Source organism: Kribbella pittospori, assembly GCF_004331465.1.
Taxonomy (GTDB): domain Bacteria; phylum Actinomycetota; class Actinomycetes; order Propionibacteriales; family Kribbellaceae; genus Kribbella; species Kribbella pittospori.
In genome coordinates this window covers 575,174-592,878 of the sequence record NZ_SJKB01000002.1, presented here as the reverse complement: position 1 = coordinate 592,878, position 17,705 = coordinate 575,174, and the positions used below count along the sequence as shown (strand labels likewise).

General features: G+C 68.3%; 15 protein-coding genes. 9 read left to right on the top strand and 6 right to left on the bottom strand.

The window, feature by feature from the left end:
- Positions 1-15 precede the first annotated feature (15 nt).
- Both E0H73_RS09370 and E0H73_RS09365 read left to right on the top strand, forming a co-directional pair.
- Positions 16-1,167, top strand: a complete 1,152-nt coding sequence (locus E0H73_RS09370) for an acyl-CoA dehydrogenase family protein (RefSeq protein ID WP_131353086.1) — start codon at positions 16-18, stop codon at positions 1,165-1,167.
- On the top strand, positions 1,164-1,931 hold the full coding sequence (locus E0H73_RS09365) for an SDR family NAD(P)-dependent oxidoreductase (RefSeq protein ID WP_131353085.1): 768 nt from the start codon (positions 1,164-1,166) through the stop codon (positions 1,929-1,931). The genes E0H73_RS09370 and E0H73_RS09365 overlap by 4 nt, the downstream gene beginning before the upstream one ends.
- Here the strand turns inward: E0H73_RS09365 and E0H73_RS09360 are convergent, their stop codons facing one another.
- Entirely contained in the window at positions 1,932-3,179 is a 1,248-nt protein-coding gene (locus E0H73_RS09360; RefSeq protein WP_238163923.1) for a DUF4032 domain-containing protein, read from the bottom strand.
- Positions 3,180-3,246: 67 nt separating this feature from the next.
- Here E0H73_RS09360 and E0H73_RS09355 point away from each other — a divergent pair, with 67 nt between their 5' ends.
- The 5 genes from E0H73_RS09355 to E0H73_RS09335 all read left to right on the top strand — a co-directional run bounded on the left by E0H73_RS09355 (position 3,247) and on the right by E0H73_RS09335 (position 9,317).
- Positions 3,247-4,239: a LacI family DNA-binding transcriptional regulator gene (locus E0H73_RS09355; RefSeq protein ID WP_131353083.1), complete on the top strand. Its 993-nt coding sequence runs from the start codon at positions 3,247-3,249 to the stop codon at positions 4,237-4,239.
- Between the two features lie 174 nt (positions 4,240-4,413).
- Positions 4,414-5,787, top strand: coding sequence for an ABC transporter substrate-binding protein (locus E0H73_RS09350; RefSeq protein WP_131353082.1), 1,374 nt, complete (start codon positions 4,414-4,416; stop codon positions 5,785-5,787).
- 260 nt (positions 5,788-6,047) lie between these two features.
- Positions 6,048-6,821, top strand: a complete 774-nt coding sequence (locus E0H73_RS09345) for a carbohydrate ABC transporter permease (protein WP_238163903.1) — start codon at positions 6,048-6,050, stop codon at positions 6,819-6,821.
- Positions 6,818-7,687: a carbohydrate ABC transporter permease gene (locus E0H73_RS09340; protein WP_131353081.1), complete on the top strand. Its 870-nt coding sequence runs from the start codon at positions 6,818-6,820 to the stop codon at positions 7,685-7,687. Before E0H73_RS09345 ends, E0H73_RS09340 begins: the two co-directional genes overlap by 4 nt.
- An 88-nt stretch (positions 7,688-7,775) precedes the next feature.
- Positions 7,776-9,317 (top strand): glycoside hydrolase family 13 protein, encoded by a 1,542-nt coding sequence (locus E0H73_RS09335; protein ID WP_131353080.1) that lies wholly within the window; start codon positions 7,776-7,778, stop codon positions 9,315-9,317.
- Here E0H73_RS09335 and E0H73_RS09330 read toward each other — a convergent pair.
- From E0H73_RS09330 to E0H73_RS09315, 4 genes are read right to left on the bottom strand one after another with little or no spacing between them, the layout of a single operon-like run.
- On the bottom strand, positions 9,310-11,529 hold the full coding sequence (locus E0H73_RS09330) for a heavy metal translocating P-type ATPase (RefSeq protein WP_131353079.1): 2,220 nt from the start codon (positions 11,527-11,529) through the stop codon (positions 9,310-9,312). The two genes, E0H73_RS09335 and E0H73_RS09330, sit on opposite strands and share 8 nt — an antisense overlap.
- A gap of 11 nt (positions 11,530-11,540) precedes the next feature.
- Positions 11,541-12,539: a hypothetical protein gene (locus E0H73_RS09325; protein WP_131353078.1), complete on the bottom strand. Its 999-nt coding sequence runs from the start codon at positions 12,537-12,539 to the stop codon at positions 11,541-11,543.
- Positions 12,536-12,751 carry a heavy-metal-associated domain-containing protein gene (locus tag E0H73_RS09320; protein WP_131353077.1) on the bottom strand — a complete coding sequence of 72 codons (216 nt, stop codon included), beginning with the start codon at positions 12,749-12,751 and terminating at the stop codon, positions 12,536-12,538. Before E0H73_RS09320 ends, E0H73_RS09325 begins: the two co-directional genes overlap by 4 nt.
- 26 nt (positions 12,752-12,777) lie before the next feature.
- A complete protein-coding gene (locus E0H73_RS09315) occupies positions 12,778-13,083 on the bottom strand; it encodes a metal-sensitive transcriptional regulator (RefSeq protein ID WP_131353076.1) in 306 nt (101 codons plus the stop codon).
- 177 nt (positions 13,084-13,260) lie between these two features.
- Between E0H73_RS09315 and E0H73_RS09310 the strand changes: the two genes are divergently transcribed.
- Positions 13,261-14,181, top strand: a complete 921-nt coding sequence (locus tag E0H73_RS09310) for an ABC transporter ATP-binding protein (protein ID WP_131353075.1) — start codon at positions 13,261-13,263, stop codon at positions 14,179-14,181.
- Entirely contained in the window at positions 14,181-15,173 is a 993-nt protein-coding gene (locus E0H73_RS09305; protein WP_131353074.1) for an ABC transporter permease subunit, read from the top strand. Before E0H73_RS09310 ends, E0H73_RS09305 begins: the two co-directional genes overlap by 1 nt.
- Here E0H73_RS09305 and E0H73_RS09300 read toward each other — a convergent pair.
- Positions 15,163-17,652, bottom strand: coding sequence for a YfhO family protein (locus E0H73_RS09300; RefSeq protein ID WP_165555548.1), 2,490 nt, complete (start codon positions 17,650-17,652; stop codon positions 15,163-15,165). The genes E0H73_RS09305 and E0H73_RS09300 overlap by 11 nt on opposite strands.
- Between the last annotated feature and the right edge of the window lie 53 nt (positions 17,653-17,705).

Sequence of the window (17,705 nt, the reverse complement as noted above, 5' to 3'; positions counted from 1 at the left end):
TGAGAGGGGTGCCTGATGGCTGTCGATCGTCTCCTGCCGACCGAGGAATCCACCGATCTGCTCGCTCTGGTCCGTGACCTGTGCGTGCACGAACTCGCGCCGTACGCCGCTCAGGCGGAGGAGAGTGAGACCTTCCCGCGGGACGCGTTCCGCACACTCGGCAAGGCCGGACTGCTCGGCCTGCCCTACCCGGAGCAGTACGGCGGCGCCGAGCAGCCGTACGAGGTGTACCTGCAGATGCTCGAGGAGATCGCCGCCGCCTGGATGTCGGTCGGCGTCGGGGTCTCCGTGCACACGATGACCAGCTACGGGCTGGCCACCTTCGGCACCGAGGAGCAGCGGGCCCGGTTGCTGCCGGACATGATCGGCGGCGAGATGCTCGGGGCGTACGCGTTGTCCGAGCCGCAGGCCGGCTCCGACATCAGCGGGATGACCACGCGCGCGGTCCGTGACGGCGACGAGTACGTGCTGACCGGCACCAAGGCGTGGATCAGCCACGGCTCGCACGCCGACTTCTACACCACCTTCGCCCGTACGTCGGCGGACCCGAAGCGCGGCATCTCGGCCTTCCATGTGCCGGCGACCGCGGAGGGTCTCAGCTTCGGCGCGCCCGAGCGCAAGATGGGCCTGACCGGGTCGACCACCACGCTGGTCAACTACGACCAGGTCCGGATCCCGGCTGTGAACCTGATCGGCGCCGAGGGTGACGGGATGCGGATCGCCCTGTCCGCGCTGGATTCCGGCCGGCTCGGCATCGCGGCGTGTGCGGTCGGTCTGGCCCAGGCCGCGCTCGACGTTGCCGCGGCGTACGCGCTGGAGCGGCAGCAGTTCGGTCAGGCGATCGCGGACTTCCAGGGCGTCCAGTTCCTGCTCGCTGACATGGCCGCCGCAGTCGAGTCGGCCCGGGCGACGTACCTGCAGGCCGCGCGCCGCCGCGACCTCGGCCGGCCGTTCACCCAACAGGCCGCGATCGCGAAGCTGATCTGCACCGACGCCGCGATGAAGGTCACCACCGACGCGGTCCAGGTGCTCGGTGGGTACGGTTACACCCGCGAGTTCCCGGCCGAGCGGTACATGCGCGAGGCCAAGGTCACCCAGATCTTCGAAGGAACCAACCAGATCCAGCGGCTGGTGATCAGCCGAGATCTCCTGAGGAGTGTTCGATGAAGCTTGGCCCGTCCGACGTCGCGCTGGTCACCGGTGGCGGTTCCGGTCTCGGTGAGGCGACGGTACGGCGGTTGGCCGCCGACGGTGCCGGGGTCGTGATCGTGGACCTGGCATCGTCTGCAGGCAAGGCGATCGCCGACGAGCTGGGCGACCGGGTCGTGTTCGCACCGGCCGACGTCACCGACGAGGCTGCCGTGACGGCAGCGCTCGACGCGGCTGCTGAGCTCGGCACCCTGCGGGTGGTTGTCACCTGCGCGGGGATCGCCACGCCGGGCCGGGTCGTCGGGCGGAAGGGTCCGTTGCCGTTGGCAACGTTCCGGCAGGTGGTCGAGGTGAACCTGATCGGCACCTTCAACGTGCTCCGGCTCGCGGCCGAGCGGATGATCGCGCAGGAGCCCGCCGCGGACCTCGACCGGGGCGTCGTGGTGATGACCGCGTCCATCGCGGCGTACGACGGTCAGGTCGGGCAGGCGGCGTACGCGGCCAGCAAGGGCGGCATCGTCGGCCTCACCCTGACCGCGGCCAGAGACCTTGCGGACAAGGGGATCCGGGTCGTCACCATCGCTCCGGGCACCATGGAGACGCCGATGCTGGCGGGCCTCCCCGAGGAGACCCGCACGGTCCTCGAGCAGCAGGTCCCGCATCCGTCCCGGCTCGGCCGCCCGTCCGAGTACGCCGCTCTGGTCGGTCACATCGTCGACAACCAGATGCTCAACGGCGAGGTCATCCGCTTGGACGGCGCCCTGCGGATGCCGCCGCGCTGATCACTCCGGTTCGGTCAGAGTCGGGGTGGGTAGCGCGAGCTTCTCATCCGGCTTGGCCGCCAGCACGTCCTCCACGTAGGACCGGGCGGCCTCCATCGTGTCGATCTCGCGGCCGGCCTGCTCGGACAGGAACCAGCGGTGCTCGAGCACCTCGTGGAACACCTCGGCCGGCTCGAGCTTGCGGTTCAGGTCCCGCGGAACCGAGCGGACCACCGGCTCGAACACGGTGGTCAGCCACTGGTGCGCGACGATCTCCTCGTCCTCGTTCTGCTGGTCGGTCGCGGCGGCGAACGCGTCCAGGTCGTTCAGCAACCGGCGGGCCTGGTTCTCCTCGACGTCCAGGCCGGTGAGCCGCAGCAGCCGGCGCGAGTGGTGCCCGGCGTCGACGACCTTCGGCTGGATCCGGACCTGGCTGCCGTCCCAGTCGGTGATGATGTCGATCTCGGCGACGTCGAAGCCGAGCTCGTTCAGCCGCCGGATCCGCGAGTCCAGCCGGTGCATCTCGTCGGTGGTGAACTCCTCCGGCGCGGTCAGCTCGGCCCACAGCGCCTCGTATCGCTTCTGGATCGACTCGACGGTCTCCTGCGGGTCGATGTCCGGGTCGAGCAGACCACCCTCCTGCAGGTCGAGCAGTTCGCCGAAGAGGTTGATCTCCGCGGTGTAGAGATCGTGCGCGCGCTGGCCGTCGGAGATGTCCTGGTGCAGCTCGCCGGTCTCGGCGTCCACCAGGTACGCCGCGAATGCGCCGGCGTCGCGACGGAACAACGTGTTGGACAGCGAGCAGTCGCCCCAGAAGAACCCGAGCAGGTGCAGCCGGACGATCAGCGCGACCAGGGCGTCGATCAGCCGGTTCACCGTGTCCGGCCGCAGCGTGCTGGAGAACAGCGCGCGGTAGGGCAGCGAGAACTGCAGGTGCCGGGTGATCAGGATCGAGTCGATCGGCTCACCTTTGCGATCCAGCCGGTCGGTGATCACACCGACGGGCTCGACCGAGGGCGACTCCAGCCGTTCCAGATCGCGCAGCAGCCGGTACTCGTGCAGCGCCAGGTGCTCCATCACCTCTTTGATCGCGTACACGCTGCCGTTGACCCGGACGAACCTGACCACGTGCCGCGAGATACCGCGCGGCAGCGCGACCAGTTGGTCCTCGGGCCAGTCCTCCAGGGGCACGTCCCACGGAAGCGACAGCAGACCGGTGTCCGGGCGGGTGGCGACAAATCGGGGCACGGCTCCAAGTCTGTCAGGAATCCTGAGGGTTCAGCGAGGTACGCAAGCTATTGCAAGAACTTGCGTGATCAGGCGTAGAGTTTGCGCTATGACACGACGACTTGCAGAGGTGGCCAAGAAGGTCGGCGTCAGTGAAGCCACCGTGAGCCGGGTCCTGAACGGGAAGCCGGGAGTGTCCGAGGCGACTCGGGAAGCCGTACTCACGGCGCTCGATGTCCTGGGGTACGAGCGTCCGACGCAGCTGCGCGGCGACCGGGCCCGGCTGGTCGGGCTGGTGCTGCCCGAGTTGCAGAACCCGATCTTCCCGGCGTTCGCCGAGGTCGTCGGTGGCGCGCTGGCGCAGCAAGGTTTCACGTCCTTGCTCTGCACTCGCACAGTCGGCGGCGTGTCCGAGGCCGACTACGTCGACCTGCTCCTGCAGCAGCAGGTGTCCGGGGTGGTGTTCGCCGGCGGGTTCTACGCCCAGGCCGACGCGCCGCACGCGCACTACGAGCTCATCCAGGAGCGCAAGCTGCCGACCGTCCTGGTCAACGCGGCGGTCGACCACCTCGGCTTCCCGCAGGTGTCCTCGGACGACTTCGTCGCCGCCGAGATGGCGCTCGGCCACCTGCGCGCCCTCGGTCACCGCCGGATCGGCATGGTGCTCGGGCCGCGTGACCACATCCCGTCGCGGCGCAAGCTGGACGCGTTCCTGGCCGCGGACGAGGCGGACATGGAGCTGGTCGAGCACACGATGTTCTCGCTCGAGGGCGGGCATGCGGCCGCGACCCGGCTCGTCAACAACGGCGTCACCGGCATCGTCTGCGCCAGCGACATCCTCGCGCTCGGCGCCATCCGGGCAGTCCGCCGGGCCGGCCTGTCCGTCCCCGACGAGGTCTCCGTGATCGGGTACGACGACTCCGCGATGATGAACTGCACCGACCCGCCACTGACCACGGTCCGGCAGCCGATCGACGCGATGGGCCGGGCCGCCGTCGACATGCTGGTCGCCTTGATCGAACGGGCCGCCGTGCCTGCCGACGAATTGCTGTTCGAGCCGGAGTTGGTCGTCCGGGCCTCCACCGCGCGCGCCAGGATCTGACCTACCACCCTCTCCGCAGCCGCTGACCGGTCACCGGTCGGCGGCTGCTGTCGTCTGCTCCGCGCGAGCCACCTTCCCATCTGAAGTCACGTTTTTGCAATCTTCTATTTGAGTATTGCGCAGTGGTGTCGAGTTGCCTACGGTGTCCGCAAGATCGAGGGAGAGGGTGGATCGATGAGGACAACGCGGCGCGGGCTCAGCCTGCTGCTGGTCGCGGGACTCGGGCTGGTGGCCGCGTCCTGTGGGTCGGGGGACGACGAACCGAGTGCTCAGACATCAGCGAGCAGCGACGGCCCGGTGACCATCACGGTCGGCTGCCAGCCGCCGAAGAGCAATCCGAAGGAACGGCAAGCCTGGGACGCCGACGTGGCCGCGTTCCAGCAGCAGCACCCGAACATCACCATCCAGAGCAAGGACGCGTTCCCCTGCATCAACCCGGACACCTTCCAGGCGAAGCTGGCCGGCGGCAGTCAGGAGGACGTGTTCTACGTCTACTACACCGACGTGCAGAAGATCATCAAGGCCAAGCAGGCCGCCGACATCAGCCAGTACGTCGGCGACGTCCAGGCGGTCAAGGATCTGCGGCCGGACGTGATGGGCGTGTTCAAGGACGGCGACAAGACCTACGGGCTGCCGCGCAACAACTACAACATGGGCCTGGTCTACAACCGCAAGTTGTTCACCCAGGCCGGCCTGGACCCGGACAGCCCGCCGAAGACGTGGGGCGAGGTGCAGGAGGCGGCGAAGAAGATCGCCGGGCTCGGTGCCGGGTACGTCGGGTTCGGTGAGTACTCCGCCGGCAACACCGGCGGCTGGCACTTCGCCGCTTCGCTGTACGCACGTGGCGGGTCGATGGTCAGCGACGACGGCAAGACCGCCGCGTTCAACAGCGCCGAAGGCAAGGCGGTGCTGGAGAACCTGAAGCAGATGCGCTGGAACGACAACTCGATGGGCAGCAAGCAGCTCCTCCAGTGGGAGGACCTGATGCGGATGATGGGTTCCGGCAAGCTCGGCATGATGATCGGCGCGCCGGATGTCGTGCAGGGCGTGAACAACGACTTCCAGGGCAAGTTCGAGGACTACGGCGTGACCGCCGTACCGGAGTCCGAGGGCAAGGCGTCGCTGAGTGGTGGCGACGGCTACATGTTCAACCCGAAGGCGACGCCGGAGAAGATCAAGGCCGGGCTGCTGTGGCTGAACTTCCACGAGCTCACGCCGGGTCAGGGGCAGTTCAACTACGCACGGGCGAAGGAGCAGGGGCGTCCGGTCGGGCTGCCGATCCCGGATCTGTACGGCGACTCCGCGCCGGGCAAGCAGATCGTTGACCTGCGCAAGCAGTACGCGACGGTCCCGGTCGACCACTTTTCGCCGTACGTCGCGGCGCAGTCGACCATCACCAACAAGCTCGAGCCGCCGAAGGCGCAGGAGCTGTACGCCGTCCTGGATGTGGCGATGTCTGCCGTACTCACCCGGAAGGACGCCGACATCGACAAACTCCTGTCCGACGCGGAAGGCAAAGCCAACAAGATCCTGGCCAAGAACACCTGATGGCTGACAACACCAGCACACGCACCCGCCGTCCCCGCTCCGCGGGGACGGCGGGTGGTGGGGGAGAAGAACGGCGGGGTTCGGCGGACGGGGCGGCAGGAGGCGGCGGGCTCCGGCGGTCGGCCCTCGATTCATCACCCACCCCCGACCAGGTGGGTGCGCTGCGGCGGGCGGTGGGGCGGAATCTGACTGCCTACGGGTTCTTGTGTGGGGCTTTGATCTGTTTCGCCTTGTTTTCCTGGTATCCGATGGTTCGGGAGGTGGTTCTCAGTTTTCAGGAGAACAACTTCGTCGACCCGGGGAAGTGGGTCGGATTCGACAACTTCCGGACCGTGATCGAGGATCCGGCGTTCCGGTCCGCGTGGCTCAACACCGCCGCGTTCAGCGGGCTCGCCCTCGTGATCGGGTACGCCGTACCGTTCGTGCTGGCCGTCGTGCTGAATGAGCTCAGGCACGCGAAGGCCTACCTGCGGTTCGTCGTCTACCTCCCGGTGATGCTGCCGCCGGCCGTCGCCGTACTGCTGTTCAAGTGGTTCTACGACCCGGGCTCCGGCCTGTTCAACCAGATCCTCGACGTCTTCCACCTCCCGCCGCTGAGCTGGCTGGACTCCACCAGCACGGCGCTCGTCAGCCTGGTGCTGGTGTCGACCTGGATGAACCTCGGCACCGGCACGCTGATCTACCTCGCCGCGCTGCAGAGCATCCCGGGCGACCTGTACGAGTCGGCCGAGTTGGATGGCGCCGGCCTGTTCCGCCGGGTGTGGCACGTGACGATCCCGCAGACCAAGCTGATCCTGCTGGTGATGTTGCTGCTGCAGGTCGTCGCGACCATGCAGGTGTTCATCGAGCCGTACCTGCTGACCGGCGGCGGTCCGGAGAACGCGACCGTCACGGTCGCCTACCTGATGTACCAGTACGCGTTCAACTTCGGCGACTTCGGTGGCGGTGGCGCGCTCGGCCTGATGCTGATGGTCGTGCTGCTGGTGTTCTCCACGATCTACCTGCGCGTGTCTCGCGAGGAGGAGGCCCGATGAGGACCTTGGTGTCGCCGCTCGCGCTGCGGACCCCGCGCGGCCGGCTGATCTACTGGACGATTCTGACGGTGGTCGTGGTCGGCTTCACCGGCGCGTTCGTGTTCCCGCTGTACTGGATGGTGACCGGCGCGCTCAAGTCGCCGGACGAGCTGGCCCAGATCCCACCCAGCTTCTTCCCGAAGTCGTTCGACCTCGGGGTGTACGCCGACGCCTGGGAACAGCTGCAACTGGGCGTCTTCCTGAAGAACACCGCCCTGTACGCCGGTGGCGCGTGGCTGTTCACGCTCGCGGTCGACGTCACCGCGGCGTACGCGCTGTCGAAGCTCCGGCCGTTCTTCGGCAAGCTGATCCTCGGCGCGATGCTGGCGACGTTGATGATCCCGCCGATGGTTCTGCTGCTGCCGACGTACCTGGTGGCCAAGGATCTGCCGATCTTCCATCTCGACCTGCTCAACACGCCCTGGGCGATTTGGTTGCCGGCGGCAGCGAACGGCTTCTTCGTGTTCCTGCTGAAGCGGTTCTTCGACTCGATCCCACGCGAACTGCTGGAAGCGGCGGAGATCGACGGCGCATCGCCGCTGCGGATCCTGTGGTCGATCGTGCTGCCGGTGTCGCGGCCGATCCTCGGCGTGGTGTCGATCCTGTCGGTCGTGACGGTGTGGAAGGACTTCGTCTGGCCGCTGCTGGTGCTGCCGGAGACGGACAAGATGTCGATCAGCGTCGGCATCGCGTCGCTGTCCGCCCAGATGCCGCAGAACGTGCTCATCGCGTCCTTGGTCATCGCCAGCCTGCCGACGATCCTGGTCTTCTTCGTGTTTCAGCGGAGCATCATGGCGGGGCTCACCGCCGGAAGTCTTAAAGGATAAGAACAACATCCCGCCCCTCGCTCCGCTCGGGACGGGATGGAGAGAGGGCGGTCTGACCGCCGGAAGTCTTAATGGGTAAGGGGATTCGATGGCTGACGAGTGGTGGCGCGATGCGGCGATCTACCAGGTGTACCTGCGTAGTTTCGCCGACGGCAACGGTGACGGGATCGGCGATCTGGCCGGTCTGCGCGAGCGGTTGCCGTACCTGGCCGAGCTCGGCGTGGACGCGATCTGGCTGAACCCGTGGTACCCGTCCCCGATGGCCGACGGCGGGTACGACGTCGCCGACTACCGCGCGATCGACCCGGCGTTCGGCACGCTCGAGGAGGCCGAGGCGTACATCGCGGAGGCGCACGCGCTGAACATCCGGACCATCATCGACATCGTCCCGAACCACGGATCCGATCAGCAGGACTGGTTCGTCCAGGCGCTGCAGGCCGGTCCGGGGTCGCCCGAGCGCGAGCGGTTCCTGTTCCGTCCGGGACGCGGTGAGCTGCCGCCCAACGACTGGCAGTCGATCTTCAACGGCCCCGCCTGGACCCAGGTCGAGGACGGCGAGTGGTACCTGCACCTGTTCGCCCCGGAGCAGCCGGACTTCAACTGGCGCAATCCCGAGGTGGTCGAGGAGTTCCACGCGATCCTGCGGTTCTGGCTGGACCGCGGCGTCGACGGGATCCGGATCGACAGCGCCGCCGTACTGTTCAAGGACCTGGACAGTGTCGAGGAGTCGTACACCGACCACGACGAGGTCCACGACGTGTACCGCGGTTGGCGCCACCTCACCGATGCGTACGACGGCCGGTTCCTGGTCGGTGAGATGTGGATGCCGGACCAGGAGCGGTTCGCGCTGTACCTGCGTCCGGACGAGATGCACACCGCATTCAACTTCGACTTCCTGTCCCGGCCGTGGCAGGCGGACGAACTGAAAGCGTCGATCGACCTGACGCTGACCACGCACGTCCCGATCGGAGCCCCGCCGACCTGGGTGCTGTCCAACCACGACGTCACCCGGCCGGTGACGAAGTACGGGCGCCCGGACACGTCGTTCTCGCATCAGGACCGCAAGCACGGCATGCGTACCGATCTCGTCCTCGGCGAACGGCGCGCCCGCGCGGCGGCACTGCTCGCGATGGCGCTGCCGGGTGCGGTGTACGTCTACCAGGGCGAGGAGCTCGGTCTCCCGGAAGTCGAGAACCTTCCCGACGAGCTGCTCCAGGACCCGATCTTCGCCCGCTCCGGCGGTACCGATCGCGGCCGGGATGGTTGCCGAGTGCCCCTACCGTGGTCGGGCAAGGAGCCGCCGTTCGGATTCGGAACCGGTACGCCGTGGCTCCCGCAACCCGCCGACTGGAAGAACCTCACCGTCGAGTCCCAGCACGACGACCAGAGCTCGATGCTCACCCTCTACCGCACCGGCCTCGCACTCCGCCGCACCTATCTCGGCGACGGCACCCTCACCTGGCTCGACTCACCACCCGGTGTGCTCGCATTCCAGCGGGAGAACCTGACCTCCATCACCAACCTGACGGCCGACCCGGCCGACCTGCCACCGCACGAGGAGGTGCTCCTCACCAGCACCCCACTCGACAACGGCAGACTCCCGACCGACAGCACCGCTTGGATCAGGTGAGGGGACGGAATCGGCGTAGGCGGAGGCTGTTGGAGACGACGAAGACTGAGCTGAAGGCCATTGCCGCGCCGGCGAGGATTGGGTTGAGGAGGCCGGCGGCGGCCAGTGGGAGGGCGGCGACGTTGTAGGCGAAGGCCCAGAACAGGTTGCCCTTGATCGTCCGCAACGTGCTGCGGGACAGGCGGATGGCGTCCACCGCCGCGCGCAGGTCGCCGCGGACCAGGGTCAGGTCGCTGGCCTCGATCGCCACGTCGGTACCGGTGCCCATGCTCAGGCCGAGGTCGGCCTGGGCCAGGGCGGCGGCGTCGTTGACGCCGTCACCGATCATCGCGACGACCCGGCCTTCGCCCTGCAGTTGCTTCACCGCGTCGACCTTGCCGGCAGGCAGTACTTCGGCGATCACCTCGTCGATGCCGACCTCAGCCGCGACCTTCTGCGCTACTGCCTCGTTGTCGCCCGTCAGCAGCACCGGCCGCAGTCCCAGCGCCTTCAGCTGGCCGATCGCCTCTGCTGACGTGGGCTTCACCGTGTCCGCAACCACCAGGACCGCTCGCGCTTCCCCGTCCCATCCGACCGCGACCGCCGTACTGCCCTCGGCCTCGGCGTGGTCCTTGGCGTGCGCCAACTCCTCCTGCAGGTACTGGCTCCACTCCTCCAGCAACCGCGTGCGTCCGACCAGGACCGCGTGCCCGTCGACGATGCCCTGGACACCAAGGCCTTCGACGTTCCCGAAGTCCTCGACCTCGGGCAGTTGACCGAGCTCGGACTGGGCACCGCGGGCGATGGCCTGTGCGATCGGGTGCTCGCTGGAGTGCTCCAGCGCCCCGGCCAGACGCAGTACGTCGGCACGCTCCTGCCCAGGAGCCAGCAGTACGTCGATCAGCTCCATCCGGCCCGTGGTCACGGTGCCGGTCTTGTCCAGGACGACGGTGTCGACGCGACGAGTGGACTCCAGCACCTCCGGACCCTTGATCAGGATGCCCAGTTGCGCACCTCGGCCGGTGCCGACCATCAACGCGGTCGGCGTGGCCAGCCCGAGCGCACACGGGCAGGCGATGATCAGTACGGCGACCGCAGCGGTGAACGCGACCTCGACCGGAGAACCGTTGCCGAGCCAGAAGCCCATCGTCGTCAGCGAGAGCCCGATCACGATCGGCACGAAGAACCCGGACACCTTGTCCGCCAGCCGCTGGACCTCGGCCTTCCCGTTCTGCGCGTCCTCGACCAGTCGCGCCATCTGCGCCAGTTGGGTGTCGGCGCCCACCCGGGTGGCTCGGACGATCAGTCGACCGCCCGCGTTCACGGTGGCGCCGACGACCGCGTCGCCCGCACTGACCTCGACCGGGACGGACTCCCCGGTCAGCATCGACGCGTCGACCGCGCTGCTCCCGGTCACGATCACACCGTCCGTCGCGATCTTCTCGCCAGGCCGTACGACGAACTCGTCACCCACGGCCAGTTGGTCGGCCGGGATCCGCACCTCGGCGCCGTTCCGCAGTACGGCGACGTCCTTCGCACCCAGCTCCAGCAGGGCCTTCAGGGCCGCGCCGGACCGGCGCTTGGCGCGAGCCTCGAAGTACCGCCCCGCCAGGATGAACGTGGTCACGGCGGTGACGACCTCGAGGTAGATCTCCTCGGCGCCGGTGCCGCGGGACGGGATCAGCGTGAACGGCATCGTCATCCCCGGCTCGCCGGCGGAGCCGAGGAACAGCGCATACAGCGACCAGAGGAACGCACTCACCACGCCCAGCGAGATCAGCGTATCCATGGTCGTGGCGCCGTGTCGCAGGTTGGTCCAGGCGGCCTTGTGGAACGGCCAGGCCGCCCACGTCGCCACCGGGAAGGCCAGCGTCAGCGACGCCCACTGCCAGTAGTCGAACTGCAGCGCCGGGATCATCCCGAACGCGATCACCGGCACCGCCAGTACGATGCTGGCGATCAGCCGCTCGCGCAGCGGCTTCAGCTCGTCCGGCTCATCCTCGTTGCCATCGGCAACCGCAGGAGCCGGCAGCGACGCGGTGTAGCCGGTCTTCTCCACGGTGGCGACCAGGTCGTCGGTGGTGATGCCGGCCGGGTACGTCACCTTCGCCTTCTCGGTGGCGTAGTTGACGGTCGCGGTGACGCCGTCCATCCGGTTCAGCTTCTTCTCCACCCGGGCGGCGCACGAGGCGCACGTCATGCCACCGATGATGAGTTCGACGGAATCACTCATGGCAAGCCTCCTCAGTGGCCGTGCGGGGTCTCTTCGTGCCCCGGGGTGGTGGTTGTTGTCGTCTTGGTCGGCACCGGAGCCGGCGGCACGATCGTGGTCCCGTTCGGGCCCACCTTCACGGTGAACTCGGCGGTGTGCACGGCGCCCGCGTGCTGGAAGTCCAGGAACAGGCTGTACGTCGCGGCGGTCGGGAAGGTGGTGCCGAAGGTGATCTCCGGGCCGCCCTTCATCCCCGGCTCCGCGTGCTGGGCCGGGTGGTTGTGCAGGTAGGCGAGGTCGCCGCTGCGCAGCGAGACCAGGTGCCCGAAGGCGCCCAGGTACGGCTGCAGGTCGGTGACCGGCTTGCCGCCCCGGCTGACCCGGAACGTCAGCTCGGATTCCTTCCCCGCGACCGGAGTGCCCGACAGCGTCACGTCGTACCCGTGGAAGCTGTAGATGCTGGAGGGCTCGCTCAGCGGGACCGGGATGTAGAGACCGGAGACGTTGACGTCGGTGCCGAGCGTCAGGCCGCGGTCCAGTCCGGCCGGCTGGAAGTCGGCGTACAGCCGCCAGGTGCCACCGGCGGTGAAGGTGAACGGGACGCTCCACGTCCCGCTCGCGTCCCTGGTCGGGTGTACGTGGTGGAATCCGGACAGGTCACGCCGGACCACAATCAGGTGCAGGTCCTTCTCGTGGGTCTTCGTGTACTGCGTGACCGGCTTGCCGTCCGGTCCCTGGATCGTGAAGCGCAGTTGGGTCTTCGCGCCGGACTGGTAGAACGTCGTCGCCGGCGCGAACGTGTAACCGGCGTCGGACACCGCCAGCCCGGGCAGCTGCCCGGGGGCATCGTGTCCCGCGCCGTGTCCTGAGGTCTGCTCCATACCGCCCATTTCCTCTCCGTGGGCCGGAGCCGCGGGCGTGTCGGCCGCCGCGATCGGGTCGACCGCGGAGCCGATCGCGTACGCCGCCCCGAAGGCGAGCGTCAGCGCACCGGCGAACGCGCCGAGCCGGAGCGCGACGGCCCGGCTCACGACGCCGCCAGTTCGTAACCCGCCTCGTCGACGGCCTCGCGCACGGCGGCCTCGTCGAGAGCGGACTCACTCGTCACGTGCACCGCGGAGGTGCCACCGGCGACGAGATCGATGCTGACCTCCTGCACACCGGGAAGCTTGCTGAGCTCCTCGGTGACCGCGGAGGTGCAGTGGCCGCAGGTCATCCCGGAGACGGAGTAGGTGGTGTTCATATCGGGCTCCTTCAGAGTGTGTTGTGTCAGCTGCGAACGAGGCGGGCGATCGCGTCGGAGGCCTCGCGGACCTTCTCCTCGGCCTCGGCGCCACCCTTCTGCGCGGCCTCGACCACGCAGTGCGACAGGTGCTCGTCGAGCAGTTCGAGGGAGAAGGACTGCAGCGCCTTCGTCGCGGCCGACACCTGGGTGAGGATGTCGATGCAGTACTTGTCCTCCTCGACCATCCGCTGCAGGCCGCGGATCTGGCCCTCGATCCGCCGCAGCCGCTTCAGGTGGCTGCTCTTCTCGGCGGTGTATCCGTGCACATGAGCGTCGGCGTCGGTGGTCATCTCAGGTTCCTCCAGCGGTCCGCGGCTACCCCTCGGGGGTATGTCGACAGGCATGAAGTTACCCCCTTGGGGTATCAAGTGCAAGTCTTCGGTCGGTACGGGTGGGGGGTATCACATCGAGCGGTCCGGCAACAAACCTGTCACGCTGTGCGTCTGCCACGAGACGAGAGGGGCACGATGCCGGAACTGGCGATCAGTACGCGCGGTCTGCGCAAGACCTACCGGACCCGGCTGGGCCGCAAGGTGGTCGCGGTCCAGGGCCTCGACCTGGACGTGCCGGCCGGGGGAGTACACGGGTTCCTCGGGCCGAACGGCTCGGGCAAGACGACGTCGATCCGGATGCTCCTCGGCCTGATCCGCGCTGATGCCGGGACGATGACGGTGTTCGGCCGGCGCGTGCCGGCCCAGTTGCCGGAGGTGGTCGGCCGGGTCGGTGCGATCGTCGAGTCGCCGAAGTTCTTCCCGGCGTTCACCGGCGAGAAGAACCTGCAACTGCTCGCCGAGGCGATCGGCGTACCCCGCCGGCGGGTCGGTGAGGTGCTCGAGCAGACGTCTCTGGCGGACCGCGGCGACGACCGGTTCCGCTCGTACTCGCTGGGCATGAAGCAGCGGCTGGCGATCGCGGCCACGCTGCTGAAGGAGCCCGATCTGCTGATCTTCGACGAGCCGACGAACGGCCTCGATCCGGCCGGCATCCGGGAGATCCGTGAGACCATGCGTGGACTCGGCAACCAGGGCCGGACCGTGCTGGTGAGCAGCCACATCCTCGCCGAGGTCGAGCAGGTCGCCGACACCGTGTCGATCATCGGCCACGGCCGGCTGCTGGCCTCCGGCACCGTCGCGGAGGTGATCGGCGGCGGTACGACGACCACGGTCAAGGTTGCCGTGGACAATCACGAGGCGGCGACCCGGATCCTCACCGCGGCAGGGATGACGGTGCGGGCCGATGGCAACTATCTGCTGGTGGACGGCACCGGGCAACCGGCCGAGATCACGCGCCGGCTGGCGCATCAGGAGCTGTACGTGTCCGAGCTTGTCCCGGTCCGCGCGGACCTCGAGTCCGTCTTCCTCGAGCTGACCGCGGAGGAGAAGATCTGATGCTCCGTCTCACCACGGTCGAGTTGCGCCGGCTGGTCGCCCGGCGGATGACCGTCGTCGGCGTGATCGGCCTCCTGCTGATCATCCTGCTGCTGTTGTTCGCGACCTGGCTCGAGGCGCGGCCGTCGTCGGCGGACGAGCAGCGCGCGGCCCAGTCGCAGTACGAGCTCGCCCATCAGCAGTGGGTGGACGGCCACGTGGCGAACGAGGCCGCGTGCAACGAGCAGTGGGACAAGCAGCCCGATCCGAAGCCCAAGCGCGAGGACATGTGCAGCTACCCCGAGCCGAGGCCGGAGGAGTTCGGCAAGCCGCCGACGGTGTTCGCCGAGCTGATGCCCGACCTGCTGCACGGAGTGTCGTACCTGCTGCTGTTCGCCGCGTTCCTGCTGGGCGCGAGTTTCATCGCGGCCGAGTTCAGTACCGGTGCCATCGGCAACTGGCTGACCTTCGAACCACGCCGGCTACGGGTCTACGGCAGCAAGCTGCTGGCGGCCGCGATCGGATTCGTGCCGGTGGCGGTCGTGGTCCTCGGTGTCCTGGTGGTCGGCACCTACCTGATCGTCGACCAGCTCGGCAGCACCGCGACCACGACCGGCAAGGTCTGGGGCGATCTGCTCGCGACGGCCGGGCGAGCCGTCGTACTGACCGCTCTGGGCGCGGCTCTCGGCGGCGTGGTCGGTCTGCTGCTGCGGCACACCGCGGCCGCCATCGGTCTGGCGATGGGGTACCTGGTCCTGGTCGAGGCGATCTTCGGCAACCTGCTGAACAAGGTCCAGCCGTGGTTGGTGAAGCTGAACTTCGACGCGTTCATCCGGCACGACACGACGTACTACGTGAACCAGTGCTCGTCGACCAGCGACGGCGGCTACATGTGCAACAGCGTCCTGAAGACGCTGACGTTCGAGCGTGGTGCGTGGTATCTGGGCATCCTCGCGGTCGTCCTGGTGGTGTTCGGCGCGGCGGTCTTCCACCGCCGCGACATCAACTCCTGAGCCGCCGCATCCGTCCGAACAGCGCCACCCCGACAGCGATCGCAACGGCTACGGCGGCCAGTGCCAGGCCGCGCCGCAGACCGGGCGGTGTGTAGCTGCAGTCGATCCGGTCGGCCGAGTCGCCGAGCGGTACGGCGATCAGGCCGCCGAAGTCCCGCGGAGTCTTGGCCGCGCCGTCCCCGGTGGAGCAGCTCCAGCCGGGCAGCTTCGGTACGGCGACCACGGCGTACCCCTGGCTGCCTGCCGGGAGGGTCGCGCTGATCGAATGACCGCCCGCCTCGACGTCCGTCGCCCCGGTCGTGCGCAGCGTCTCGACGGCCTTCGCCAGGGCGGTTTCGTCGAGGCAGCCGATCGCGCCCCTGGGTGCGATACCGCGCTTCGCGTTCCCGAGGAACTTGACCTCCACGGACACGGCACCGGAGGCCGGCGTCGTGCCGAGGCCGACCACCCCGCTGTTCGTCGTCACGCCCGGCCGGCGGCTCGCGAGCAGGTCCGTCCATTTGGGGTCACCGGTCTGCCGCACCTGTCCGACCGTGTGCGGCAGGTTCAGGAAGATCTTGGAGCCCGGGCGGCACTGGCCCTCGAGCGTGACGCTTCCGCCGCCGGGCATCCGCCTGCCCTTGTACGTCGGCACCTGGTAGACCTGGGTCCCGAGCAGCCGGTCCTGGGCGACGAAGACATTCGGCGCCTGGGTCGTGCCGAGCCCGGGCCGCACCGTGACGAGCGGCGGCACCGTGGCGCGGGTGAACTCCGGAGGGCCGCCGTTGAGGTGCATCCGCGCCCCGACCGAGAAGATCGCGTCGACCACCGGGTTGTCCAGGTCGCGGTTCGCTCTTCCGTAGCCGGTCCAGCCGAAGCCGAGATCGGTCAGCGTCTCGTTCAGCGAGTGCGGCAGCAGGCTGCTGTAGAGACCCGGGCCCTGCCCACCGAGCAACACCGGGTCGTTCGGCGTCACCGCGGTCCCCGGATCCGTCCGGTACGACGGCCAGTCGCCGGCCGCCTCGAGCGCGTCGAGCCGCTGGGTCTGCCGGTCGTCCCAAGGGCGCAGCGATGCGCTGAGGATCTCCTTGCGCTGCTCGTCCGTCACCACCGCGGACCAGGTCGTCTCCACAGCGACGACGGCCAGCACGAGGGTGAAGGCCGCCGCGACCGGCCACTTCGACCGCTTCAGCGAGGGCGAGCGGCGTACCGCCCAGATGATGGTGAGCGCTCCAACGGTGACGACGCCGGAGACGATCAGCAGGGACACGGCGTACTCGGTCAGGTACGGGCTCCCGTCCGACACCACCGCGATCACGGCGACCAGGGCGCCGCCGCCGAGCAGTGCGATCGGCCCGGGCAGGCGGTACGCGACCGACAACCAGCCCATGACCACGATCAGGCCGCACAGGACGAACGCCTCGCGGTACTGGCTGCCGTTCGGCGTGTCGAAGCCGTGCCACATCGCCTGCGTCGGAGCCCACCGGAACGACAGCGTGACCAGGACGGTGGTGATCACCCAGACCAGCTTGGTCCGGATCGGCACCGCCCGGTTGAACGGCAGGGTGCAGGCGAGCAGCAGTGCGACCGTTCCGACGTACAGGCTGGCCGTGCGGCCGACGCCCTCGGACAGCGGGAGCAGGCGGGAGAGGAACTCGCTCCATTCGTTCGCCGTGAAGATCCCGGGCGGCGACGGCGTTGCGTCACGGTTGGCCATCAGGACCGGGAGCAGGATGGGCGCCGACAGGGCGATCCCGAGAACGAACGAGATTCCGTGCCGGACGACGACACGCAGCCGGTCCACCCAGCTCAGGTCGCTGGTCAGTATCCGCGCGATCAGGTAGATTCCGCCCGCGATCGTGGCCATGTAGGCGGTGTAGAAGTTGGAGACCCAGAAGACCCCCACCACCAGCACGCTGAGCAGGCGGTTGGTCCTGCGGAGTGACCACTCGGCGACCAGGAAGAACAGCGGCAGGGCGATCAGGCCGTCCAGCCACATCGGCACGTATGCGCCGTCGTCGATGGCCCAGCCGCAGACGCCGTACGAAGCTCCGAGAATTGCTGCAACCCAACGGGGTCCTCGATGCATCTTGATGAGTAGCACCGCCATCGCGGCGGCGGCGAGGCTCAGTTTGAGGACGGTGATGACGTAGACGGCCAGATCGATCTGGTCGCGGGGAAACAGCCCCACCAGCAGCGACAGGGGGCTGCCCAGCACGACGCCGTAGTCGCCGAGGAAGCCGACGCCGAAGCCGCTCTGCCAGTTGAAGAACAGGTCGCCCTGAGCGCGGCCGTGCAGGACGTCCCAGAGATGGGCGAAGAACGGGATGTACTGCGTGCCAAGATCATTGGTGCTGCGGGACACTGAACCGAAGGGAAAGGTACCGCGGATGACTCCGGAGGCGGCGAAGACCGCCGCCACCACTAGCCCGGCCGCCGGCGCCGCTCTGCCCGCCTGGGCAGGCCGGTCCTGCACCCCCGTGCCCTGCTCCGATCCCACAGTCCGCCCCTTTGTTCGCTCGCCCCGGCGTGCAAAGCTAACGCCTAGTTCAG